This is a genomic window from Melioribacteraceae bacterium 4301-Me (assembly GCA_041538185.1).
Taxonomy (GTDB): domain Bacteria; phylum Bacteroidota; class Ignavibacteria; order Ignavibacteriales; family Melioribacteraceae; genus Pyranulibacter; species Pyranulibacter aquaticus.
In genome coordinates this window covers 175,348-200,050 of sequence record JBGORM010000001.1, presented here as the reverse complement: position 1 = coordinate 200,050, position 24,703 = coordinate 175,348, and the positions used below count along the sequence as shown (strand labels likewise).

General features: G+C 35.4%; 21 protein-coding genes. All 21 read right to left on the bottom strand.

What is annotated here, in order from left to right:
• Positions 1-126 precede the first annotated feature (126 nt).
• The 21 genes from ABRY23_01030 to ABRY23_00930 all read right to left on the bottom strand — a co-directional run bounded on the left by ABRY23_01030 (position 127) and on the right by ABRY23_00930 (position 24,701).
• Entirely contained in the window at positions 127-933 is an 807-nt protein-coding gene (locus ABRY23_01030; GenBank protein MFA3781629.1) for a glycerophosphodiester phosphodiesterase, read from the bottom strand.
• Between the two features lie 186 nt (positions 934-1,119).
• The gene (locus ABRY23_01025; GenBank protein MFA3781628.1) at positions 1,120-2,688 is read right to left on the bottom strand and encodes a glycerol-3-phosphate dehydrogenase/oxidase; all 1,569 of its coding nucleotides are present in this window, start codon (positions 2,686-2,688) and stop codon (positions 1,120-1,122) included.
• Positions 2,689-2,705: 17 nt separating this feature from the next.
• Positions 2,706-3,620 (bottom strand): patatin-like phospholipase family protein, encoded by a 915-nt coding sequence (locus tag ABRY23_01020; protein ID MFA3781627.1) that lies wholly within the window; start codon positions 3,618-3,620, stop codon positions 2,706-2,708.
• A 9-nt stretch (positions 3,621-3,629) separates the two neighbouring features.
• Positions 3,630-4,010: a rhodanese-like domain-containing protein gene (locus ABRY23_01015; protein ID MFA3781626.1), complete on the bottom strand. Its 381-nt coding sequence runs from the start codon at positions 4,008-4,010 to the stop codon at positions 3,630-3,632.
• A 247-nt stretch (positions 4,011-4,257) separates the two neighbouring features.
• A complete protein-coding gene (locus tag ABRY23_01010) occupies positions 4,258-5,520 on the bottom strand; it encodes an MgtC/SapB family protein (protein MFA3781625.1) in 1,263 nt (420 codons plus the stop codon).
• 35 nt (positions 5,521-5,555) lie between these two features.
• Complete coding sequence (locus ABRY23_01005; GenBank protein ID MFA3781624.1) at positions 5,556-6,809, bottom strand: acyl-CoA dehydrogenase family protein; 1,254 nt, start codon at positions 6,807-6,809, stop codon at positions 5,556-5,558.
• Between the two features lie 233 nt (positions 6,810-7,042).
• Complete coding sequence (gene cfa / locus ABRY23_01000; GenBank protein MFA3781623.1) at positions 7,043-8,164, bottom strand: cyclopropane fatty acyl phospholipid synthase; 1,122 nt, start codon at positions 8,162-8,164, stop codon at positions 7,043-7,045.
• Between the two features lie 42 nt (positions 8,165-8,206).
• The gene (locus ABRY23_00995; protein ID MFA3781622.1) at positions 8,207-8,650 is read right to left on the bottom strand and encodes a cyclic nucleotide-binding/CBS domain-containing protein; all 444 of its coding nucleotides are present in this window, start codon (positions 8,648-8,650) and stop codon (positions 8,207-8,209) included.
• Between the two features lie 23 nt (positions 8,651-8,673).
• Positions 8,674-9,918 carry a radical SAM protein gene (locus ABRY23_00990; GenBank protein MFA3781621.1) on the bottom strand — a complete coding sequence of 415 codons (1,245 nt, stop codon included), beginning with the start codon at positions 9,916-9,918 and terminating at the stop codon, positions 8,674-8,676.
• 43 nt (positions 9,919-9,961) lie between these two features.
• Positions 9,962-10,795 carry a universal stress protein gene (locus tag ABRY23_00985; GenBank protein ID MFA3781620.1) on the bottom strand — a complete coding sequence of 278 codons (834 nt, stop codon included), beginning with the start codon at positions 10,793-10,795 and terminating at the stop codon, positions 9,962-9,964.
• A gap of 9 nt (positions 10,796-10,804) precedes the next feature.
• Positions 10,805-12,295 carry a hypothetical protein gene (locus ABRY23_00980; protein ID MFA3781619.1) on the bottom strand — a complete coding sequence of 497 codons (1,491 nt, stop codon included), beginning with the start codon at positions 12,293-12,295 and terminating at the stop codon, positions 10,805-10,807.
• Positions 12,296-12,329: 34 nt separating this feature from the next.
• Complete coding sequence (locus ABRY23_00975) at positions 12,330-12,635, bottom strand: isoamylase early set domain-containing protein (protein MFA3781618.1); 306 nt, start codon at positions 12,633-12,635, stop codon at positions 12,330-12,332.
• A 24-nt stretch (positions 12,636-12,659) separates the two neighbouring features.
• On the bottom strand, positions 12,660-13,112 hold the full coding sequence (locus ABRY23_00970) for a cyclic nucleotide-binding/CBS domain-containing protein (protein MFA3781617.1): 453 nt from the start codon (positions 13,110-13,112) through the stop codon (positions 12,660-12,662).
• A 37-nt stretch (positions 13,113-13,149) separates the two neighbouring features.
• A complete protein-coding gene (locus ABRY23_00965) occupies positions 13,150-14,013 on the bottom strand; it encodes an MlaD family protein (GenBank protein MFA3781616.1) in 864 nt (287 codons plus the stop codon).
• Entirely contained in the window at positions 14,003-14,746 is a 744-nt protein-coding gene (locus ABRY23_00960) for an ABC transporter ATP-binding protein (GenBank protein ID MFA3781615.1), read from the bottom strand. The genes ABRY23_00965 and ABRY23_00960 overlap by 11 nt, the downstream gene beginning before the upstream one ends.
• The gene (locus ABRY23_00955; GenBank protein MFA3781614.1) at positions 14,743-15,519 is read right to left on the bottom strand and encodes an MlaE family ABC transporter permease; all 777 of its coding nucleotides are present in this window, start codon (positions 15,517-15,519) and stop codon (positions 14,743-14,745) included. Before ABRY23_00955 ends, ABRY23_00960 begins: the two co-directional genes overlap by 4 nt.
• Positions 15,520-16,908, bottom strand: coding sequence for a radical SAM protein (locus tag ABRY23_00950; protein ID MFA3781613.1), 1,389 nt, complete (start codon positions 16,906-16,908; stop codon positions 15,520-15,522).
• Between the two features lie 48 nt (positions 16,909-16,956).
• Positions 16,957-17,727, bottom strand: coding sequence for a porin family protein (locus ABRY23_00945; protein MFA3781612.1), 771 nt, complete (start codon positions 17,725-17,727; stop codon positions 16,957-16,959).
• An 8-nt stretch (positions 17,728-17,735) separates the two neighbouring features.
• The gene (locus tag ABRY23_00940) at positions 17,736-19,106 is read right to left on the bottom strand and encodes an MATE family efflux transporter (GenBank protein ID MFA3781611.1); all 1,371 of its coding nucleotides are present in this window, start codon (positions 19,104-19,106) and stop codon (positions 17,736-17,738) included.
• A gap of 248 nt (positions 19,107-19,354) precedes the next feature.
• Positions 19,355-20,680 carry a radical SAM/SPASM domain-containing protein gene (locus tag ABRY23_00935; GenBank protein ID MFA3781610.1) on the bottom strand — a complete coding sequence of 442 codons (1,326 nt, stop codon included), beginning with the start codon at positions 20,678-20,680 and terminating at the stop codon, positions 19,355-19,357.
• A 937-nt stretch (positions 20,681-21,617) separates the two neighbouring features.
• Positions 21,618-24,701 (bottom strand): efflux RND transporter permease subunit, encoded by a 3,084-nt coding sequence (locus ABRY23_00930; protein ID MFA3781609.1) that lies wholly within the window; start codon positions 24,699-24,701, stop codon positions 21,618-21,620.
• Between the last annotated feature and the right edge of the window lie 2 nt (positions 24,702-24,703).

Sequence of the window (24,703 nt, the reverse complement as noted above, 5' to 3'; positions counted from 1 at the left end):
AAAATTCACAGAATCTTTTTTTATAAATTAGTTTTGTTTTCATCGATTCTCTCATTAGTTTTTCCATGATTATCTTTATTATTCACCCAGAAATACATTTTGGTTCTAAGATTATTCAGTTCACTTTCAATCATTGTAATGTTTCCTAATTTCTTCTCTCATCTTCCAAGGTGAATTTGTTGTTATTGAATCAATACCAAAATTAATTAATCTTACAGCATCTTCAACTTTATCAACATCGTAAGCGCAAAAATCCAGATCATTTTCCCGCAGAGATTTAACAAGCTTTTCATCAATATAAGGGGCAGCATTTACATCTATTCCATCACAGTTAAGTTTTATAAGCGTTTGCATCAATCTTCTTTGCGCCAATGATTTTAAGCATTTCTTTTTTGAAAAATACCATCCAAATAACCAATAAGTTTTGATTTCAGGCAGAATATCTTTTGCCAGCCGAACCGTATTTGGATTAAAAGCTATTATCCTGATTTTCTCTTTTTGAATATCAGATTGGTTAATTATTTCTCTGAGTTTCTCAACAAATATTTTTCGATCATCTTTTATTTCGATATAAATACCTTTGCCTTTTGGAATAATATTTAACACTTCCTGGAGAGTTGGAATTGTTGTTCCTTTAAATTGATCACCTTTCCATATTCCAACATCAATCTTTTTGAGCTCGGATAGAGTTGCTGATTGAACTTTTACTTTTTGGTTTGCAACTCTTTTAGTATCGGGATCATGAAGGCAAACAATCTCGTTATCTTTTGTTAGCCAAAAATCACCTTCAATAAAATCGGCATCTTCCTTAAAAGCCAATTCAAAAGATGGAATTGTATTTTCTGGTGCCGCATAAGAAGCTCCACGATGCGCTACTATAATTGTATTTTTATTTGTGTTTAATTGCATTTCATTTTTTGTTCTTACTTGCATTTACAGTAAAATTATAAAATATTTTTATAGATTGCTTCGTCGCTACCCGCTTCGCTTTCATTCATTGCGATTCCTAATACATAGAGACGCGGCAATCTATCTGCTATTCTTTAGATTGCTTCGAGACTATCGTCTCTCGCAATGACTAATTAGCTGTCATCGCTTATCGCAATGACACATTAACTTTCATAGTAAATAACCTTGTGCAAGCTGTGTATATTTTTCAATTTGATTTTCAACCCAATCAGAATCTTTTTGTAATTCTTGAGCCATTAGTTTTGCAACTTCCGGTGCAATCTCTATGCTTGTTCTTGCATCCAAAAATAATGCTCGAACTCTGCGAGCTAAAAAATCTTCAATTGTTCTTGCCATTTCGTTTTTTACTGCCCAGACAACTTCTGCTTTCAGATACGGAAATGACGGATGAAGTTTTTCTTTCAATTGCGGATTCGCTGCAAGCAAAGTTTCTTCAATTTGTATTTTATCAGTCCCATAACAATATAACGGCTCACCGAAATTTGTGTTTTTTAAATAGCCATGGATAGGAAGATTTTTAGTTACACATTCTTTCTCTTCAAGTCCACCTACTAAAATTGCTTTATCAATAATATCTTCAGCCATCTTTCTATAGATAGTCCATTTGCCGCCAGTAATTGTTATCAAGCCAGAAAGTGAAACGGTTATTTGATGTTTCCTTGAAATATCTTTTGTTGGAATAATATTACCGTTTGAAATAGCCAAAGGTCGTAAACCGGCAAAAACACTTAACACATCTTCGCGTTTAGGATCTTTGCATAAATATTTCGCAGAAGTATTTAACAGAAAATTTATCTCTTCTTCAGATGCTCTTGGTTCAAGTGAGGGTTCTTTTACTTCAGTATCGGTTGTGCCAATAATTACTTTGTTATGCCAAGGCACTGCAAATAAAACTCTGCCGTCAGAAGTATGAGGAATCATAATTGCAGAATCGCCCTGAAGAAAAGATTTATCAAGAACAATATGAACTCCGCGGCTAAGAATTACCGAGTTTGCAGATTCTTCTTCATCCAGTTTTTTTATATCACCGACAAAAATACCGGCAGCATTAATAAATGATTTACCTTTTACAAAAAATATTTCATTGGTTTCTATATCAAGTAGTTTAATTCCGTTTAATAATCCATTTTCATCTTTCGTAAATCCAACAGCTTTGATATAGTTAAGTACCGTTGCACCGTTATCAACTGCTGTTTGAGCAAGATTAATTGCAAGCCGCGAATCATCAAATTGTCCATCGTAATAAATTACTCCACCGAGCAATCCATTTTGGTCAAGATTTGGAATTGCAGCCAATGTTTCCTCTTTAGAAATTTTTTGCGAAGGACCAAGTCCCAATTTGCCAGCCATCAAATCATAAACTTTCATCCCGATGTTGTAAAAGGGACCTTCCCACCATTCATAAACTGGAATAATAAATTGTTGATTCCTTACCAGGTGAGGAGCGTTTTGTAGAAGTAATCCGCGCTCGTGAAGTGCCTCGAATACCAAAGACAAATCGCCTTGAGCTAAATATCTTACTCCGCCGTGAACAAGTTTTGTACTTCTGCTTGAAGTAGCTTTTGCAAAGTCAGATTGCTCAACAAGTAAAGTCTCAAATCCTCTTGAAGCTGCATCAACAGCAGCACCTAAACCAGTTGCTCCGCCGCCAATTATAACTACATCCCAAATTTTATTTGGATTAGATTTTAAATTATTAAGAAGTAACTCTCTATTCATTGGTTAGCAGCTTTTGTTTAAGCATTTCCTTTTAATTTTTTGATGTAATGCTTTAGTCCTAACAGAAAAGAATTTCGATTTACCAGTTTTTTAATTTCAGTGATATTCTCTCTAGCAGCTTTCTCACCTGCAGCAATTATTTCGCTTGCCATACCAAAATCAGCCCAGGTTAAATGTCTAACTTGTGGACGAATAACCAAATCGGCTTCTCTTAATCTTAAAACAGAAAGATGAAAAGAAGTAATATCCTCAGCACGATAAAGTATCTCAAAAACATTTTGCGGTTGTTCAATAGTTTTAATGCATCTTGTAACATCAACGCCTAAAACTCTATCGGCACCAATTTCTCGCACTCTACCGGCAGGCACACTTTCCGATGCGCTACCGTCAATTAAAAAATAATTATCCAATCTAACCGGTGGAAAAATTCCCGGTATTGCTGAACTTGCTTTTATTACCTGTCTTAAACTTCCTCTTGTAAAATTAACTTCTTCACCAGAAAGTAAATCCGTAGCGATAGCCGAATATTTTATCTTAAGATTTTCAATTGGAACATCAGGAATCATCTGATAAATTTCGTTAGTTAATTCTTCATTAAAATAAGAAAGACGATTTAACGCTCTTAAAGCTTGAATTCTTGTCTCAACGTAATCAAAAAACCTCTCGAAATAACTTTTATCGGGCTTATTATTCTCTTTTAGTTTATCAGTTCCGAGCTCAATAAATTTAGGATGTTTCATTGCTTTGTAAATAAACTCTTCAACTTCCTTTGCATTGCCGTAGTAAGCATACAATCCACCAACAAGTGCGCCCATACTGCAACCGGTAATTGAGTGAATCTTAATGTTTTCTTCATCAAGTACTTTTAGCACACCAATGTGAGCTAAACCTCTTGCGCCGCCTCCTCCAAGGGCTAATCCAAATTTTGACATTGTTTACTCTTATTTATTTAATGATGTATAAAAATGTTTTGCATTATCGCCTCGTAAATAATCCGCTAATCCTAAAAGACCTTCAACTAAATATCTTGCATTAAATCCATTTTGCATCAGGAATATTCTACCCATAATTGCTCTATCGTAATACGGACAAGCAGTTACAACTAATTTATTTTTATTTATTTCGTCTAATCTATCCGGCATTTCATTAAGTGGGATATTTATAGAAAATGAAAAATGCCAAAGCTCAAATTCTTCTTTGAAACGAACATCAATAAATTGAACTTCGTCATTCTTTAATAATTCCAATAATTCAGGAATTTGGATTTTCATTTTCTTTCGGGCTTCGTAATCAAATTTTGATAAATACTTTTCTAAATCCATTTTATGTTTACCAAATTAATTTTGCTAATGCTTATTTTTTTGATCGCTTCGTCGCTCTTGCTCCTCGTAATGACCAATTGAATGTCATTGCAGGCGAAATGAAATGAAGTGAATCAATCTGCTTTGCCGTTCATTCTTTGAGATTGCTTCGGACTTCCTCCTCGCAATGACAATCATTTTTTGTTATTGATAATGAATTGAAGTAAAATAATCTTTTTATCAATAATGTTATCTTTTTTAATTGACATCAAATAACAACAGATAGAATACTTGCAACAATCAAAACAGAGAAGCCGAGAATAAGGTTTCTCTTAATTTTAGTTTCACCCAAAATCAAAGCATAAATCATTTTTATAAGATTGTTACTGGCAGATGCAATAATTGTAGCATTAACAATTGTATTTATATGCAAGCTGCTATCAGTGTGTTGAAAAAGATTTAATATGTATGGATCAATATCTGTTACCCCAACAATAAAAGAAAGAATATTAACTCCCATATTTCCGTAATTAGTCACAACCACATTCGTTAACACGGCAAAGAATCCAAAAAGTAATCCAAATACTAAAGCAGTTTTAAACTCCAATGGATTTTGAGTGTTGTTTACTTTTAATGGCTCATTATTAATTGTTTTTCTTTTTATTTCCAGCAAACCAATTATAATTGCGCTTATAATTACAAATACAACAAAATAAGGTAATAACTTCATCGCCACATTAATATTAAAGATCCATGCAAGTATTAATATTCTGATGTACATCATTCCGGTTGCAGCAACAATTCCGGATGTTATGGAAACAAAATCATTTTCTTTTTTACTTTTTTTTGCCAGAATAATTGTAGTAGCAGTGCTACTATACAATCCACCCAAAACTGCGGATAAAATTATTCCGGAATTTGGGAAAACAAACTTTTTTAACAAATAGCTGAAATAAGAAATACTTGAAACAGCTACGATTGATAACCAGATTTGATAAGCAGAAATGTTTATCCATTTTGATATTGGATCGTGCGGCAGTAATGGTAAAACTATTCCGGCAATAATTATAAACTTTGCAAGCGTGGTAAATTCATTTCGGTCAAATTTTTTAGAAAACTGGAATAAACTTTCTTTGATTTCAACTACAATTAAAATTGTTACAAAGATTAACATTACCATCCAGGGCGGCTGTAAATAGATTAGAGGAGTGAGACAATATGTTATCAGCGCAATAACCACAGAGGTTAATCCCCATTGATTTTTAACTTTAATCTTATTGAAATAATAAATGCCTAACAATGCTGCAAGTACAAATCCACCCGCAAAAAATAAAGTTAGATTTACGGGATTAAGTATGTAAAGAATAAATCCAAAAATACCTATCAAAGTAATTGTGCGATCAGTACCAAACAGTGATTCAAACTCAAGTTCGATGTGAAGTTTTCTCTGCTCAAGACCAATCAAGAGTGAGAAAATTACAACCAACAAAAAGTTGGCTAAGTCTTTTGGTATTTGTGAAATTATTTCCATAATAAATTAGGATCTTGTAGTTTAATTAAAATAATTCATTCATAAACTTTCTCATCAGTTTTATCAGCATCAACTGCATCTTTTTCCAGATTACGAATATCCTTTTGGACAAACTCACCATCATTTGTAAGCAACTGCTTAAAGTACTCATGTTGAATCACAAGGTTCATAATCTCATTTGTTCCAGTCCATATCATAATAAGTCTTGTATCCCTCAACATTCTTTCGATAGGGAAGACGTTTGTATAACCGATACCGCCCATAATCTGCATTGCATTATTAATTACTTCCCAAGCAGTATCGGCAGCAAATTTTTTAGATTCGGATACAAGCCGTCTTTGTAGCGATGCATCAACCTGGTTATCAATAGACTGAGCGGTAGCGTGAACCAGTGCTCTAGCAGCATCTAACTTGGTTAAACTATCAGCAATCATAAAACTAACGGCTTCGAAAGCTCTGATTTTTTTACCAAAAGCTTTTCGTTTGTTGCTATAACGTGCCGCAATTTCTAAAGCTGAACGCGCAGTACCTAATGCACCAGCTGCACTTGTCATCCTTTCGGGAATCATCATTTGATTGAATATTTCTTCTGCTTTATTTTCTTCACCAATAAGATTTTCCTTAGGTACCTTTACATTGCGTAAAATTATACGTCCAGTGCCTCCACCTCTAGTTCCCATTAATCCATAAATATGTTCAACTTCAACACCCATTTTTCTATCAACAAGGAAGGCGCTCATCAGTCCTTTTCCGCGTTCATCTGTGCCAGTACGGGCATAAATTAAAAAATAATCAGCACCTTCAGCACCTACAATAAATCTTTTTTGACCGTTAATGATGTAATAATCACCATCACGCTTTGCGGTAGTTGTTGCTCCAAAAAAGTCTGATCCGCCGCGTGGTTCAGTTAAACCTTCTGCAGTGGTTAACTTACCAGCAAGTGTTGGCACAAGATATTTTTCCTTTTGTTCAACCGTTCCAAATTTGTTTATCGCCTCCCCAACAATGCTAACCAGCGAATAAAGACAGGGTAATGTTGTACCGAGCACACCTATTTCTTCTAAAGCTACAACTTCTTCTTTCCAACTTAAATCTCGACCACCGTATTCTTTGGGAAATCTTAATCCTAATAAATTTCTCTTTGCAGCTTTTTCAATAAAATCTTTGGGAAATTTTATTTTATCAGCATCAAGGTCTAATAAAAGCTGAGTTGGCACATCTTCTTTTACAAAAGCACGCATTTCAGATTGGATTTGTAGCTGAAGTTTAGAATAAATATTCGGATGCATGATTTATACTCTCCAATAGTTATTGAAAAAATTGCTCAAGACTTTATGTGCAAAAAGTAAATTGATAATCATTAAACTTCCAACCATGAAACGAAGTTATTGATTTTATGTTTAGATTGCATCATCGACTTTGTCTTCTCACAACAAATACATTCTCGGCCATTACGAGCGAAGTAATCTCTTGTCTTATTGAGATTGCCTTGTGACTATCGTTTCTAACAAAAAAGTTAAAATCATCGAACAGGAATATATCCACCTAAAACACCTTTCTTTGAAAGAACTATTTGCCAGAGTTGCATTTTATTTCTCGCTCTAAATGCGCCGGCACTTGAAAGTAAAAAATATTTCCACATTCTGTAAAAGCGTTGATTGTATTTATCTTTTATTTTATCCCAACTGTTTTTGAAGTTATCATACCAAGCCATTAATGTTTTATCGTAATCCGCGCCAAAGTTATGTAAGTCTTCTATAATGAATAAATTTTCAACGGCTTTTGCAAGTTGTGCAATTGATGGCAACATTCCATTTGGAAAAATGTATTTATGCGTCCAGGCATCCGTATTTTTTGTAGAACGAATTTCACCAATTGTGTGAAGTAAAAATAATCCGTCGTCTTTTAGATTTCGTTCTGCTATCTTAAAATATTCTCTGTAATTTCTATATCCGACGTGTTCAATCATTCCAACTGAAACAATGCGATCAAACTTTTCATTTATCTCTCTGTAATCCTGCAATCTGAATTCAACAGGTAAACCTTTACATAATTCTTTACCGAGTGCTACTTGCTCTTTTGAAACCGTAACTCCAACTACCTCTGCTCCATATTTTTCAGCAGCATATTTTCCAAAAGCGCCCCAGCCACAGCCGATATCAAGCACGCGCATCCCTGATTTTAGATAAATCTTCTTGCAGATCAAATCGAGTTTATTTTCCTGAGCTTCATCTAAGTTAGTTGCATTCTTCCAGTATGCGCAACTGTAGTTCATTCTTTTATCGAGCATATTCTGGAAAAGATCATTACCTAAATCATAATGTCTTTCACCAATAATAAAAGCCCGGCGCCTTGCCTGCATATTTATTAAATAAAATCCCGCCAGTTGAAGTGCAACTTTAAGATTACGTTTAACTTTATTTTGCAAATCAGCTCGAATAATTCTAAAAATCATTTCGTCAAGTTTCTGAACGTCCCACCAATTATCCATATAAGATTCACCAAGACCAAGTTCAACTTCGGTAACGGCACGTTTGTAAAAGCGATCATCGTGAACCTGAATATCCCATGGATTTTTGCCATTTATTTCTATGTTTGCAAGTGACAGCAATTCTTTAACGAGTGATTGGTATTTATTATTCATATTTATCCTTTTTTTAGGATAAAGTATTAAATTATTTTATGATTATCTATTTATCATTAACAATTCCCAGAGGATATCATGAAAACTTATTACACCTACTAACTTATTGTTTTCAACAACGGGAATTTGTTTTACACTATGAGCAATCATTTCTGCACCTGCTTTAAAAACCATTTCGTTAGGATGAATTTTCAAAACATCTTTTTCCATAAACTCTTTAACCGGTCTATCCATTAAATTCTGTGCCTGACTTTCAATTACTTCAGGGGAAAGCCAAAGTAAACCTTCCTCCATTACTTTTTGATAAGAGGGGAGAACTAATCGGAATAAATCAGTATAAGTAATTACACCCTGAATTTCTTTTTTTTCATTTACTATAAAAAGATATCCCAAATTATACTTCTGCATTGTTCGGTTAACTATTTTCATTGGTGTATCCGGCAGAATAGTATGAACCTCGGTATTCATTATTTCTGAAACTTTCATTGTTTACTCCTTCTTTATATTGTTTAATTTTTAGGAACAGTTTTTAAAAATACACCGTACTGCATCGGCTCTTCAAGGCGACACGACCAAACCAGTTGGTCTTTCCCATTCCTGTCTTTCCATACCGTTATATCCGGGCAGCCGTCGCACATACTCTGGTCTCCGTTGGGCATAAAATCCACAGGCTGAATAATCATGATCGATTGCATATAAACTTTCTTGAATATTCTAAAAGGATTTACCGCTAAATATCCAAGATATTTTTTTAATGCCTTGCGAACGCTTTTATTTATCCCCCAAAGATTAAACAAAGTTGCTCTGCCTAAACTTAATGTTTTGGGAGAAGCGTATGATAAATATCTGTCGTTTCTGTAATGATAAAATTCCATTACCATTTCTATGAACTTATTATTGAGGTAACCAAAAATTTTGTCCTTAGTTCCTATTCGTTCGGTCAGAAGCCATTTAAAATCATCGGCTTTGTGAGTTCCATTTAAAAATGCTGCGGGAGAGAATTCGGGGAACTTCTTTCTTATTTCTGCAACAATTTGTGGAGACATTAAGTTTGTTATTTCCTCTTTGTTTGAATGATAATGAATTTCATCGAACTCAATTTTCTTATCTCCAGCATAAAAATCATAAGGTAAATCAGGAGTAATATATCTAAACAAAATGAAAACCATAGTGTGAACAATATCAATATGTTTTTGTGCCCAGTTAACTAATTCTGGTACATATTGTAAAGTATCGCCGTAAACAGTGGAATTAAATGAACACGCAATTCCTCCTTCGGCGGCAAGCATCTCTGCGTAATACAATCTCAGTTCATTTAACTCAAGTTCATTTTTGCCTTCCCACTGAGGACCGCGTCCGCGCCCTTGTTTGCTATCGATATGGAAAGTAAAACCAAACACGCCTGCTTCTTTTAGTTCGTGCAATAATTCTTTAGTAAGAGCTATTCCGTTAGAATTAATAATAGGCTTTAGCCCGCGGGATTTTATTTCCGCTACAAGCTCTACAATATTCGGATATAAAAGCGGCTCACCGCCAGCAATTGAGATGCAATCAGTTTTTCTTAATGACTGAAACACATCAAGCTCATGTTTGACCTGTTCCATAGATTTATGGGAATCTTTAATATTTTTTCGATAGCATCCATAACAATTCAAGTTACATCGTGCAGTGGGTTCAAGCCATGAGATTCCATTATCTGGTAATGTCCAAGGAAGTCGGTAAAGATCCGTAGAGTTAATTATGCCTAATTCCATTTATCTCTCCTTCTGTAATTGTTAAAATAGATTATTATGATAATTAAATTCCTATAAATAATGCTTTTTTAGCATCCATAATCAATTGCTTCGTGAGATTACCTACAAAAATATCCTTAACAATATTTTGAGAATGCGAGCCCAAAACAATCAAATCGGCAAAATCGAAATAAGACGATTGTAAAACTTTTATTATTTCCATTTGAGTATAATCTGTGGCAACATTTTGAGCGCCGTATGAAAGAAGATATTCCTTTGCTCTTTTAAGATTATCTTTTGCCCAAGCCGAATCTTTTGAAGATGAAACAATAATAATATTCTGATCGGTAAAGTCTGCTATGTGTACAAATCTCTGAAGCGCCCTCGCAGCAGTAAGACTTGCATCGTAAGCAATAATTATATTGTGAATGGCTCTAAAATAATTCGGCACGGCAAAAACGGGCGAAGCAGACGTTTCAAGTATTTTCTGGAGGAACGATACTTTAAAATTTCTTTTTATCAAACCGTAATCGGATTTTATGCCGGTAACTATTATGTCGTAATATTTTGAAAGGTTAGTAATCTGCGAACTCGGTATTCCAATCTCAGTTTCAAAAGAATATTTTACGTTTTGTCTTTCACATTTATCTTTTAAGATATGCATTAAATAATCTACTGTTGGTTTTGCGTTAGATACCGTTTCTTCGTCAATATCATCCATCCATTTTATACCGCCATCGGTTTCAAGCGTGCCAAGGGGCGTATTTACTTTTTCTATGTCCATAAAAATACCGCCGGTTACTTCCGCGTTCTGTCGTTTAGCAATAAAGCATGCATAGTCTAAAGCAGCAGCGGTATAAGGAGAATTTTCTAATGGCAGAAATATTTTTTTTAACATTTTGTTCTCTTATTTATTTTTCTCCAGTTGTTCAATTTGTTTTTGTGTATAGCCGAGAGCTTTAAAATCCATTACACCGTTTTTAGAATGACATGAACTGCACGAGAGCGGATTCTTTTTAACTCCGTGGTTTACAGAAATATAAGAAAGACCAGGCACCTGCATAGCCATCCATTCGCCGCTCCATTTAAATCCCATTGATTCGTAAGGTTTCATACCTGCATCAATAGCTTTTTTTACATCTCCGGTCTCGCTGTAAACTTCCCTATTAGGCGCAAGCAGCAATGGAAATTCTGCCATATTTGGATCATTTTTCAAAAATTCCATGCCCGGCGCCTGCCACATTTTAAGTTTTTTATCGAATAGCATCACCTGCGTTAGACCTCTTACCGGGAAAATTTTTGCGCCTGGTGTATTAATATTGGAAGTAGCAAATGCCATCCAGCTTTGCGCATTTTTATTTTCTTTTGTATTTGCCACTCTCCACATATAAGAAGGGTGTCCCATTTTTATCGTGTCAGTTGGAACATATAGTTTGGGATTGCTGGGAATTTTGTCAAACTTTGACAGTTCGCTGTATTTACCATAAATATTGTCTTTAACCGGCTTGCCCCAATTTTCGTAAACAATGCCGCTCGCCTCTGGAATATGGCATGTTTGGCAGGCAATTTTTTCTATATGAGCATTCAATACTTTTGCATTTTTATTTGTATGCGGACTGTTACCATGGCAGTTTGAACATGAAACATTAACGTCTGGCAAATCGTTTGCAATCATATCCGATTCGTACATTCCTTTAGCTATTTTATGATGTTCGGTAACGTGGCAAGTTACGCAGTTAAGCCCGGCTTTAGCATGCACATCGTTTTCAGGTGTAAAAGGCATTCCTCTTTTATAATCTTCGGAAAAAGAATGTTCATGACACCTAAGGCAAGCTTCGTTAGTAGGAGTTTTGGTAATACTTAATGCTGCTTTCAAAGACATATCTACTCCCCAGTGTACGCCGTTAGAATCTTTGACCAATGTTGCTCTTTTACTCCAATCATAATTTTCTGAATGACAAACAAGACAATCTACTGTATTCTTTTCTGATTCTTTTGCAATCTTACCTGGCATTGGCGGAGCTGTCAAAGAGCCTATATGGCAAACGCCGCAGCCTGCGGATTGCACACTGAATTTTCCATTCGTAGATGCTGTCCAATTTGCTATGGTAGTGGAACCGGATAGCGAACATTCTCTGTTTATCATTCCCCACCAAGAACTGTCAGGTAATCCTTGAACGTTCCTAATTGGAGAGGCAAGATACCAGTGAACAGACTGTGTTATTTCGTCTAGAGCGTCTTGGTGACAAACTGCGCAGGTTTGTGCGCTCTGATATCCGTTCTCTTTTATCATATCATTGCCAGGATGCACCCATTTACTGAGTAACCCGGTACTTTGTTGAGCATATGAATACCCAACTAATAATAAAATTCCTAAAAACAAATTACGGGCTTTCATTTTTCTATCCCCTCTTAATAATATTTTTTAACTCCTATAAAACTATCACACTGTTTTCAGAACCATAAGGTGTAGCGACATGTTTATCTGCTTCGGCTTCATTTAACCACACTTCACCATCTGCCAGGTATCTGAACTGATATTCTTTGCCCGCTTCAAGTTCAATTGAAACAACGTGAACACCTCTACTCATACAATAAAATAAATTCGCTTTAGGATCCCAATTATTAAAATCACCAACTAAAGCAACTTCCTCAAATTGTTCTGCAATTTCCTTTGGTAAAATGAAAGTTACTTTGCAAATTGCTTTGTCTTTCGAGTATTCTTTTTTTAAAGGCATTATACCCTCCTATAGTTAATTATTTTACATGTTTTTTAGTTTTTCTATAACGAAGATTTTTAGAAGTTCTTTAATTGTAATTATACCTATTAACTTTCCGTTTTCTGTTACAGGCAGCTGTTTAATTTTGTAAGATTTCATTATTGCGGCGGCTTCAATTGCCGGCTTTTCAGAATCAATAGATTCGGGGGATTTTATCATGAAGTCTTTAATCGGTTTATCTAGATATGGTTTGTTTCTTAATTCAATGGAGTGAGGATCAAATAGATATTCGCCGTGGTTGGCTATTTCATTATAATCGGGGAATAAATATCTGAACAAATCGGAATAGGTAACCATACCAACTACTTCATTGTGCTCATTAACAACTACTAGCGACGTTAAATTGTTTTCGTGAAATATTCTTATTACCTCTTTTAGAGAAGTATTTGGATATACTGTAAAAGCATTTTCGGTGAGAATATCTTTGACTTTCATTTTTAATCTTTATGTTTTTTCAAAACAAGATTACCCATCAAAACACACTCACGTTAATATATTTTTTGGGATTTCTTTTAATATCAGTTACAAGCGAATCAATAGAAGAAATCGAATGGGTAAGATTATGATATAAAGTATCATTTTTTAAAAGGCTGCCAAGACTTCCTTTGCCTTCATTCATACTTGTAAGCAGCGAATTAAGCTGTTCAACGGCATCAGACGATTTATTCAAAAATTTAGAAAGCTCGACGGAGTTATTATTAAGCGATAAAAATAAAGAATCAATATGACCTTTGTTGTTGGAAGTAATATCGTTTATGATAGCTAAAATATTTTTAAGGTTTCCGTTTACTTCATTATTCAAATGAGAAATCGTACAGTTCAAATTATTTAATGTAAGCTCTACTTTGTCTTTTACTTCGTTGCCGGTTAAAGCGTCCAAATTGGAAAGAACCTTGTTTATCTTTGGAGTCAAATCTTTTATTGAAGCGATTGCCTGGTTAACTCCGTAAGCAGTACTTCCTTTTACGGTGTCTCCGGGTAGAAAGTATTGATTCGAAATGCCGGGTTCAATTTGAATTGCCTTGCCGCTGATTAAACTGAAATCACATATTTCAAATTTTGAGTCAATTGGGATTTTATCTATCTCATCAATTTTTAGATTTAACACAACCCCGTTTCTAACAATAGAACTTTCAAGCACGTTGCCGATTTTTACACCTCTGAAATAAATCTCGTCGCCTTTTTGAATTCCATCAGCATTTTCTACTATTAAATTCAGCTGCATTCCTTTAGAAAGAAAGTTGGATTTGCCAAGCCAAAGTGTAGTAGCAATAAGCATAATAACTGCAAGGGAAATAGTAATACCGATTATAAATTCGTTCTGTTTAGTTGTCATCGAAAATCACCTTGCCTTTAATAAAATCGTTAAATATCTCGTTATCTTGACTTTTCATCTCATCAGCGCGACAAGTTAAAATTATTCTACCATCATACAACATAGCTATGCGGTCGGAAATATTTTTTGCTCCCAGAATATCGTGTGTAATTATAACAGATGTAATTCCCAATTCATCATTTAATTTTTTAATTAAATTGTTGATAACATTAGCAAGTACAGGATCAAGACCAGTAGTAGGTTCGTCGTAAAGTAAATATTTGGGCCTAGTGGCAATGGCTCTTGCAATAGAAACTCTTTTAAGCATGCCACCGCTTAATTCATCGGGATATACATTCTCAATATCAGCAAGCTCAACCATGTGAAGACTTTCTTTAATTCTGAGTTTTCTTTCTTTCTCATCCAAACAGCGTTCAATTTGTAAAGCAAGGTCTATATTTCCGCCTACAGTAAGCGAATCCCACAGCGCTCCATTCTGAAAAACATAACTAAATTTGGGACGGATTATTTTATTGAATTGTTTTTCTGAAAAACCCGTTACATCAATATTGTCTATAATAATTTTCCCGGAGTCCGGTTCAATTAAATTAATAATTGACTTTATCAGCACAGATTTACCCACGCCGCTTTTGCCTATGATGGATAATATTTCGCCATCGTATATAGTTAAATCGACGCCTTTTAATACTGCGAGTTTGTCGAAAGATTTATATAGTTGATAAATCTCTATCATATATAAAACATAATTAATGATACTAAATAGCTTAAAATAAAAACCATTATGGAGGCCAGAACAACAGCTTGAGTTGTGGCTTTCCCAACGCCTTTAGCGCCGCGTTGGGAATTTAGTCCATAAAATGCGCCTGAGACAACTATGGCTACTCCAAATGTAAATGCTTTTATAAGACTTATAATTATATCCTTAAAATTGTATGAAAAACGGAGACCCTTTACGAAAGCGTTCCAAGTAAGGTTTATTGTCATACGACATGAATAATAGCCGAAATAAATTGAAATAAAATTTGAAAATATTAATAAAGTAGGCACTGCAAACATTGCCGCTATTAAACGTGGAGTTACTAAATACTCTACTGGATCAATCGCAAAGCTGCGTAAAGCGTCTATCTGTTCCGTGACCTTCATAGTACCCAGTTCCGATGCAACACCTGCTGAAACTCTGCCCGATAATACCAAACCAAGTGTTAGAGGCCCAATGTCAATTAATATTGTCCTTAATATTAATCCACCCGCAGTCCAGTGAGGCGTAAATTCGGTCATCTGAAATCCAACTTCAACCCCAATTGCCAACCCAACGAATATAGAAATGACAATAACTAAAACTAACGATCTTCTGCCAATATAAATAAACTGTTCTACAATCTGCTGAATATATTTCGGCGCTTTATAAATAGATATAAACGACTGATATGTTAAGATTGCTATCTTTCCAATTTTGGTAAAAGCGGATATTGTGTAAGCGCCGATATTTTCTATAAGTTTTTTCATTTAAGCATTGCTAAAAACTATTTTAAGTGCTTTTAGAATTTCAAAAATTCTTTTTAAGTCCGGTCTTCCGTAATGATTCTTGTTAAATATTTCATGTAAAATTCGTTTCGGCTGCCGGTAGAAATTGATGTATGCCTTCATAAGCATTTTCTCTAAAACTTCTGGCTCTATATTATCTGTCATGAAGACCGAGTGCATCGCATCGTATTTATCCCAATCTTTTGTAAAGATTTTATTCTCAACATCGTGCCACAGGCCTGTTCCGGGATACGGCGTTAAAATAGAAAACTGTGCTATGCCGGGGTTTATAAATTTTGCAAAGTCAATTGTCCTTTTAATATCTTCTTCGGTTTCCGATGGTTCGCCGAGAAGAAAAGCACCCCATGTTTCAATATCATTTTGCTTTAATAGTTCAACAGCTTTTACAGAATAGCCCAGCGAAATTTTGCCGCCTTTTTTGTACGCTTTTAATATCCGTTCATTTGGACTTTCGATGCCGAGAAACATTTGACGGACGCCGGCTCTGCCCATTACTTCGGCTGTTTTAGGATTTTTGACAAGGTGATCAGACCTTCCCATAACCCAGCGGACGACAGGCAAATTTCTTTTTATTAAAGTCTCAAATAATTCAATAAGTCTTTCGTTGTCAAAATTAATTATGTCATCAACAATTAAAATTCGTTCGGTGTTATACTTTGTTATAATTTCTTCAATTTCTCTTACTGTATTTTCGATTGAGCGGGCGCGAAATTTTCTGCCGGCTAATAAATGTACATCGCAAAAATTGCAACCGTAAGGACATCCACGTGATGTTATTAAAGGATATTCAATCTCCCCAGTATTAATTGATTTGCTTTCTTTGCTATATCTCCAATTAGCTTCTCTTATGGGGAAAGGAATGTTATCAAGATTTTGAATAAAAGGGCGGTTTGGATTATGAACAATTGTTCCAGCTTCCTTATTTATATAAGAGATGCCCAAAACATCCCGCGGATTAAAATTCTTGCCGGACTTTATTCCCGCCAACAATTCAACAGCAGTAACTTCGCCTTCTGCTCGTACAACATAATCTACATAGCCGCTGCGTAGGGCTTCTTCCGGACTGCTTGTAGGATGTGGTCCACCCATAATAACAATTTTGCCTTCTTCCTTTGCAGCTTTTGCAACTCTTAACCCAGCGTTAAATTGAACGGTATTGCAAGAAATACCAACAACATCGGCTCCTGTAAAATCCGGAACGGAATCTGAATTTTCCAAAAGCTCTATTTGAACATTGTGCCCAGCGTGTTTTAATGCAGCGCCAATATAAGAAACACCGAGCGGTTGCATTTTAACGCCAGAAAACTCAAAGATGGCTCCACGGTATGGTGAAACCAGTAGTATATTCATTGCAAAACCTCCCGGATTTTTTCACAATTAATTTTTCTTAAAAATATTTTATATCTTAAAACCATAGCCAATTGTTAAGTATAGAGCACCTGTATTATTTGAACCATTTGTCTTATCAGATTGAATAGGAATAAAGCCGTAAACACCGCGTAAATCAATGTCAAATTCCCCGGCTGTTGTGTTTAGAGTGATTCCGATTCCTCCGGTAATTCCTACATTTAATGTTTTTATATCGGATGTAATGTTAGTTTCATTATCAAAACTTTGAGGAGGAATTGGATACCCGTTAAAGGATATAGGCATGGTTCCCGCCTGGTCAAGATAGATTTTACTGTTACCGCTGGTTTGTGTTTTTGCATTTAGTAAAATCCCGAAGTAAGGACCAGCATCAATATAAGCTGATGCCCCGGTGTTGCTTCCAGAAATTAGGTATTTAACCATCACCGGAATTTCGAGATAATTGAGTATAGTTTCATTATCAAAGTTTGCATATAAATTTGTATTAGGCGGGACGGGCAGATTAGGGATGTTGCTAATTGCCTGCATTCCATTTCGCTTACCTCCTTGCCCGGAGAACAAAACTTCCGCCTGCAAAGAGAAATAAGTATTGAGCAAATAATTAATAAACGCACCGAAATTAGGCGCTAACCTTGATGAATAACCTTCACTTTGCGGTGTGCCTCCACCTTTTAATTCGGGAATGCTTATTCCACCCTTCACTCCCAACATAATAGCTTGAGAATAAGCTTGAGTTTGAAATAAAATAAAAAGTGCAAGAATAGCAAAAGCAGCTAAAAATTTGTTCTTACATTTATTCATTTGTTGCCTCAATATTGAATAACTTTTTTCATAACAGATTTGGAATTAAATTTTAAGAAAATAACAAGAGCGTACAAGCTTGTGTAGAAAGGCATCGCCGTCCATACACCGATTAGACCGAATTTAAAAACTACGCCGAGCAGATAAGCCAACGGAACAAATACAAACCAGTTTATAGTTACATCGGTGAGCATTACAAAAAATGATTCACCGGCTGCAAGTAGTCCGTTTGCAAGCACAAAACCTATTCCAAAAAAGATTTGTGCAAAGCCTGCAATTCTTAATACAGGAACGGCAATATTAATTATGCCGGTATTCGTTGTTAAGATCGAAACAACAAAGCCGGGAAACAACACAAAAATGAGTCCAAGTAAAAAAGTATAAGAAGTAGAAATCTTACTTGTTTCAAATCCCCATCTCTTCGCGGCTTTAATATTATTATCGCCTAATTGATTTCCAACCAAAGTTTGTGCAGCTACGCCAAAACCCATTGAAGGCATGAAAGATAAAAACATTGCTGAGAGTACAACCTGGCTTGCCGCCTGCTGTGCAGTTCCCATCAGCCCAATTATAGAGATGAATAACAAAAGTCCTGTTAAAGTAAAAATACTTTGAAAAGAAATCGGCAAAGAAAGTTTTGCGATAACCTTGATTATATTTAAAAATGATTGATTGTTAGGCAGATTGAGACGAAAGTTTTTGAATAGCGCGTACTTAGTTCTATAACCTCTCATAATGCTAACAACTACATAAACTGAAGTCTCAAGCGCGGTAGCAATAGCAGAGCCCAGACCCGCTCCGGCTAATCCCATTCTTTTAAAACCGAACGCTCCGAACACAAGCGTATAATCAAGAAAAATGTTAGAAAGATTTGCAAACACACCGGCAATCATAAATATTTTTGTTTTGCGAATACCGTAATAAAAGCCACGATAGGAAACAGATACAAGAAAGAACGGAAGCCCCATAAAGCGGTAAAACAAGTAACTGCCGGCATAGCTTCCAACAGTTTTATCTGCTGCAAAGAGGTTTGCGATATTTGAAGAAAAATAGACAACAGGGATGGAAACAAGAATACCTATTGAACCTGCCATAACAATGGAAGAGTTTAATACACTTCCGCATTCTTTATAATTTTGTGCACCATAATTCCTGGCTACTAATATGTTTGTGCCAGTTGATAAGCTCGAGAAAAAACTAATTACTGCCCAAGTAGCATAAAAGGCTATGCCGAGAGCAGCAAGAGCAAATTTAGCATCCGGAAGCCTTCCTATAATTGCAGTGTCTACTAATGAAAGAATCATTTGAACTGATAGACCGGCAATCACAGGTAAGGCCAATTGCAATATCGTTTTTTTATTTTCTTTTATGCGAAACATAATTAAGTATGATTTATTCGAGACAATTATTTAATCTTAACAGCTACAGTACTTTCACACTCGACTCTGTGTAACTTAATTTCCAATTACACAGAGTTCCACAGTGAAGTAATATATCATGAATTAACACATTATTATCTTCCAGAGACATCTGAAAAATAGAATTATCAGCGGCTTTCATTCCCATGTGGGAATCTACTTTGAAAACAATGGATTCCCGTTTGCACGGGAATGACTCATTGAATTTTTCAGAAGTCTTTTTCAATTAATGTTTCTCCAACTTTTTCTTCAGCAGGAAGCTGGTTGTTCACATTCAAGCCATGCTTATCCTTGCCGTTGTTATTATCTTCTGCAATATATTCTTTCTGCCAAATATCGTCTGTTAGTTCCAAAAATTTTTTGTTGTAAGCAGTAAGTCCTTTATAATATTCAGGGTCCTTAACTGCATCAGCTGCACTTTCATCTATAGGCATTGGTTTGGTTGTTTCAAGATGCTTATGTGTAAACTCATAATGATCCCGAATACCGCAAGGTGCAATTAGGTTATGTACATCTTTTCCTCTTCTGTCGTAAGCATAATCTCTCTGCCACTTTCTAATTCCAGCCATTAAATCAGATTTTAATGCATCATTAATAGTACCTCCTCTAGCGTAAATGTCTTTGATATTATGCTTTGAATAAGGGTAAAAGACGCAAGGTGTAATATTACCATTCCATTCTACATAAATATAACCACCAGCTCTTCCGCCAGCGAGACAACCGCTTGAATAAATGCCCCCATTCCAAAAATCTGGAAGGAAAACTTCCTTATCGTGAATGATGTGCCTTTCTTGTTCAAACATCCATTTACGTTGTTCCGGGGTAACCATTAAATCTAGAGTGTGAGCCCGGCCGATTGGCATATACTGAAATATCCAGCCGTAAATCGCGCCTTGCTTGTTATAGAAGAAGTCAACAAACTCATCGGAAACAATTTTTTCTACATTGTGCCTTGTAGCAGTAACAGAAATTCCAAATGGCACCCCAACTTCCCGTAAATTAGCCATTGCTTCGAGGACTTTCTTAAATACACCTTTGCCACGTCTTTCATCTGTTTCTTCTTCAAATCCTTCGACTGAAATAGCAGGGGTTAAATTCCCAACTTCAGCCATTCTTTTAGCCATCTTTTTATCTATAAGAGTACCATTCGTGTACATCATAAAATAGTTATCAGGATTTTCAGCGCACAAATCGAGCAAATCTTTTCCATCCGATTTCCAAAGCAAAGGTTCTCCGCCGGAAATAACGGTGAAGTTTGAATTCCAAAGTTTAGTTTTCTCTTTAACTATTCTGTCAACTATTGTGTAATCTAATTTTTCATTGAATTCCCCACCGCTTGCCGCATAACAACCTATACATCGAAGATTACATTTTTTAGTTGGACTAATGGTTATGAATCCGGGCGGATTTTGACCAAATTCTTCTCTAAACTGCTGGACAGACTGCTCGGTTTCATCAGATTTTAAGAAAACTCGGCCTACAAATACGTCAAGGATTTTTCTTCTTACAGATGCTGAAATGTTTTTGTTGGTCAATGCTTTTTCCAACGTACCTATTAAATTGGACAGGATTTTATACCTTTCATACCTTATTTTTTCTGTATAATCCGGTTCCTCTACTACAGTTACTTTGTACAGATATTTACGTGCGTATTTCGCTGCTTCTTTTCTCAGGGTTTCATTGCCTAAGCATTGATTACAGCCGGAGCTGTCTTTCTTAATTGTTTTTCTAAAAAATTCATCTGCTCCCTCCTTAAATTAGTTATTATAAATTAGGTAATTATGTTCAGGCGGTCATTATTGAAGATATGGACAGTTTAGGGACGCTGTTTTTAGAGGAGCTTAGTTGATGCTGCTGACCGCCTGAGTTTAAAATAATAAGTTTATATAAAAATATTAATCGTGATGGGAAGAGGAAATTCATCGTTTTATCCAATCTGTTTCTATAGTGAATTATGGAATCTATTCTCTCGTTGAAAAACATTTTCTCTTCCCATCTAAAAATTTAATTAACTATAATCTTTGTTTAATTATAATAAACAACATACATGCCACAAATTGCATATCTATGTAACTATTTATAATATAATAAATTACTGTTACATAACTGAATTTGAGGAAGTCGATGTGAAGTGTGATTGCCCAAATTAAATAGACCTTACCAAAATTATAATGCGAATTAGCAAGACCTCACAATTTCTTGAGAAATGACATTTCTGCTCTAATTAAGACGGGCTTTTATCGGATATTATTAGGGTCGAGTTTATTGCCAGTACCAAAAATATGGCAGAATAAAAACCCAAAACGATTTTACTAAGTAGGTTCAAAAAAGTAGTAGTTTAAATCGGGCTGGTTGCAATGAATTTAAATTTATTGATTTACTCCATAATATCGGCATTATAAATTCATTCATTTGTACACAATAAAAAGCCGTCCCAAATTTACTTTTGAGACGGCATCATCATTCCCAATATTATTCACTAACCGGTTTATCTTTCTTTGTATCAACTATATATGCGAACATCGGAACGTAAATTAATGTTAGTAATGTACCGATTAATAATCCGCCAATAGCAACATCTGCCAATGGACTTAGTCTTTCCAATCCAACCGCTTGTTCAAGTGCAATTGGAACCATTCCTGCAATTGTTCCGAAAGCCGTCATCATAACCGGACGGAAACGAACTCTAACACTTTCAATTGCACTTTCAAATGGCGATTCGCCACTTTCTTTGTATTTTTGATAGAAGTCAATTAGCAATACAGCATTTTTAATTATTATTCCAAATAGCAGCAGAATTCCAAGCATACTTGGTAGGCAACTCGGTTTATGAAACAACAGCATTCCCCACGCTGCGCCAATCATTGCAAGCGGCAATACGGCAATCATAATAAACGCCATTTTTACAGAGCGATATATCGAAATCAAAACCATCAGTAGTAAAATAATTCCCAAGCCTATAGCTTTTGTCATCCGTGAAAAGCTATCTTCTATTTGTGCAATATCTCCTTCCTGAGTCATTATTACATCATCATCATTCTTAACATTTAACAAAGCAGCTTCAGCATCGTCAGTTAAATGGCTTACGGGACGATTAGCACGATATCCATTTATGTCAATGCTGTAAAGCATTTTATCGCGTTCAATTTTTGCAAAGGTCAAACTCTTTGATATTGTTGCAAGATGTTCAAGTGGAATTTCACCCATAGGAGTATGAATAGGAAGCAATCTTAAAGTTTGTTCATTCTCACCAAATTTACCTTTAAGATACAATCGCACTAATTGTGTATTAAGAGATTGATAATCTGCATTTAATCCAACAACCTGACCTCTAACCGGAATTTGCATTGCAATTTCAAAAGGAGTTATACCGTAACTGAGCGCTTTATTTTCATCAATGTCAAGAACGATTTCGGTAAAGTCCTTATCCCAGCTTGTGGATATTGATGTTAATCCTTTTATGTCTTTCAACGCTTCTTTAACCTTGTGAGATTTTTCGGCAAGTCCATCAACCATTGGTGATTTTAATCTAACATCAAGAGTTGCCTTGATTGTAGAAAGTGCAGTTGCTCCAAAATCATATACATCATTTTTCTTTATACCTTCGAGATGAGAGATTTTATCGCGGATAATATCTTCAATCTGCCACATATTCATTTTTCTATCAAAACGATTTACACAATAAATAGTAATAGTGGCTTCTGCCGGAAGATTTCCGCTTCCAAGACTTAACACGCCGGCTTCAGTTCCAAAAGCAACAGAGCTTGTTGTTACCCAAGGTTGCTTGTGAAGCCACTGCAAAAATGGTTCTAACTTAGATTCAGCGCTGTTAACTGTTGAGTTTGAACTGAACATTACCTGAGCTTTAATAATGCCTGTATCCATTGGAGGCATTGCATCTCTTCCTATCGTAGGCATAATAGTTTTCATACTTAAAGCAAGAATAATTACTACTCCTAAAGTAAGGGCAATACGTCTCCAAACTCTGTTTTTGCCATTTGAAAATTTAATTACGCTTACATACGGCTCAACTAAACTACCAATGGTTTTATTATATATTTTATCAAACCAAAGCTCAACTTTTGTTTTAGCTGATCCTTTCTTATACAAAGCTTCTAATAATTTCGGTATGAATGTTATCGAAAGGAAGAATGAAATTAACAACGCAATAATTAATGTGAAGATTAATGGCTGAAATATTTTTTGTGGAAATCCGCCCACAAACATTAACGGAAATACAATTGCAATCGTTGCTATCGTACCAGACCAGATTGGACCGATAACTTCTTTTGTGCCGAGGGTTATTGCTTTTTGTAAATCTTCCTTTAACTCATTAAGATGACGCTCAATATTTTCCAGAACAACAACAGCATTATCAGTCAACATACCAAGCGCAAGAATTATAGCTGTATAGATTACGATATTTAGGCTCCCGCCTGTAAGCCAGATTACAGCCATTGTTGAAAAGAACACCATTGGAATTGTAATAGCTGCGGCAATTATTGCTCTATAATTCCCAAGGAAGAAAAGAATAACCAGCAAGGTATAGAAAATAGCATCACGAAGAGCGGTAAGCATATTTTCGTTTGAGAGTTCAATTAAGTCGCGTTGTGTATCTGATATTTCAAAATTTATGTTAGGATATTTTGCCTTAAGAATTTCCATTTCTTTTCTTGCGGCTTTGCTAACATCCAGAACACTGCCGCCCGGTGCGCGTTGAATAGCTAATGCGATTGCCGGTTTACCGTTTCCAATATAACCGCTCGTTCGTTTTGCATAACTCCAGCTTACATTTGCAACATCGCTTAATCTTACATTTGGCTTAACAGTAATTTGTTTTAACCGTTCAATTTCATCTTTTTCACCGTAAAAGGTAATTGTGTAAAAACTATTTTCGCCTTTCACAAAACCAATTGGCATATCGCGGTTTAGCGTCTGCAAAGCTTTTGCAATTTTATCAAAATCTATATCGTACTTTTTGGCTTTGAATGGATCAACTTCAATATTAATTGAACTTTCATAACCGCCAAATACTTCAACGTTTCCAATATCCGGATTACTTAGCAGATATGGCTTTAAATAACTATCAGCAATTTTTCTAATATCACCTAAACTCATATTATCAGATTTAGGAGATAGCGAAATAACATCAACCGGAAGAACGAAATCACCGGCGGTATAAATTGCCGGGTTTGCATCCTGCGGAAGAACACCTTTTGCTATTGAAAGCGCATTAGCAACATCAACTGCAGCGGCATTTAATCCTTTTTCATAACTAAATTCTGCTTTGACTATTGAAAAATTAGCAACGTTTATAGAACTAACATCCGTTACTAAACCGAGGCGGGAAATTTCCTGTTCAATAGGTTTTGAAACTGTATTGGCAACAACCTGAGCAGTTGCGCCGGGAACTTTTGTTAGAACAATTACTTGCGGCGGCGTTGAATCCGGAAAAAGATTCTTTGGCAAAGTAATCAAAGCGATCAATCCGATGATAAAAAATCCTGCTATTAATGAATATAGCAGATGCGGACGTTTATAAAAATATTCAAACATAA

Coding starts and splice junctions, on each gene's coding strand:
- ABRY23_01025 (MFA3781628.1), bottom strand. CDS start 2,688: ATGAATAGAGAGTTACTTCTTAATAATTTAAAATCTAATCCAAATAAA.
- ABRY23_00930 (MFA3781609.1), bottom strand. CDS start 24,701: ATGTTTGAATATTTTTATAAACGTCCGCATCTGCTATATTCATTAATA.
- cfa (MFA3781623.1), bottom strand. CDS start 8,164: ATGAATAATAAATACCAATCACTCGTTAAAGAATTGCTGTCACTTGCA.
- ABRY23_00940 (MFA3781611.1), bottom strand. CDS start 19,106: ATGTTTCGCATAAAAGAAAATAAAAAAACGATATTGCAATTGGCCTTA.
- ABRY23_00970 (MFA3781617.1), bottom strand. CDS start 13,112: ATGAAAGTCAAAGATATTCTCACCGAAAATGCTTTTACAGTATATCCA.
- ABRY23_00945 (MFA3781612.1), bottom strand. CDS start 17,727: ATGAATAAATGTAAGAACAAATTTTTAGCTGCTTTTGCTATTCTTGCA.
- ABRY23_00980 (MFA3781619.1), bottom strand. CDS start 12,295: ATGAAAGCCCGTAATTTGTTTTTAGGAATTTTATTATTAGTTGGGTAT.
- ABRY23_01015 (MFA3781626.1), bottom strand. CDS start 4,010: ATGGATTTAGAAAAGTATTTATCAAAATTTGATTACGAAGCCCGAAAG.
- ABRY23_01030 (MFA3781629.1), bottom strand. CDS start 933: ATGCAAGTAAGAACAAAAAATGAAATGCAATTAAACACAAATAAAAAT.
- ABRY23_01010 (MFA3781625.1), bottom strand. CDS start 5,520: ATGGAAATAATTTCACAAATACCAAAAGACTTAGCCAACTTTTTGTTG.
- ABRY23_01005 (MFA3781624.1), bottom strand. CDS start 6,809: ATGCATCCGAATATTTATTCTAAACTTCAGCTACAAATCCAATCTGAA.
- ABRY23_00950 (MFA3781613.1), bottom strand. CDS start 16,908: ATGAATATACTACTGGTTTCACCATACCGTGGAGCCATCTTTGAGTTT.
- ABRY23_00955 (MFA3781614.1), bottom strand. CDS start 15,519: ATGAAAAAACTTATAGAAAATATCGGCGCTTACACAATATCCGCTTTT.
- ABRY23_00960 (MFA3781615.1), bottom strand. CDS start 14,746: ATGATAGAGATTTATCAACTATATAAATCTTTCGACAAACTCGCAGTA.
- ABRY23_00985 (MFA3781620.1), bottom strand. CDS start 10,795: ATGTTAAAAAAAATATTTCTGCCATTAGAAAATTCTCCTTATACCGCT.
- ABRY23_00995 (MFA3781622.1), bottom strand. CDS start 8,650: ATGAAAGTTTCAGAAATAATGAATACCGAGGTTCATACTATTCTGCCG.
- ABRY23_00990 (MFA3781621.1), bottom strand. CDS start 9,918: ATGGAATTAGGCATAATTAACTCTACGGATCTTTACCGACTTCCTTGG.
- ABRY23_01020 (MFA3781627.1), bottom strand. CDS start 3,620: ATGTCAAAATTTGGATTAGCCCTTGGAGGAGGCGGCGCAAGAGGTTTA.
- ABRY23_00965 (MFA3781616.1), bottom strand. CDS start 14,013: ATGACAACTAAACAGAACGAATTTATAATCGGTATTACTATTTCCCTT.
- ABRY23_00975 (MFA3781618.1), bottom strand. CDS start 12,635: ATGCCTTTAAAAAAAGAATACTCGAAAGACAAAGCAATTTGCAAAGTA.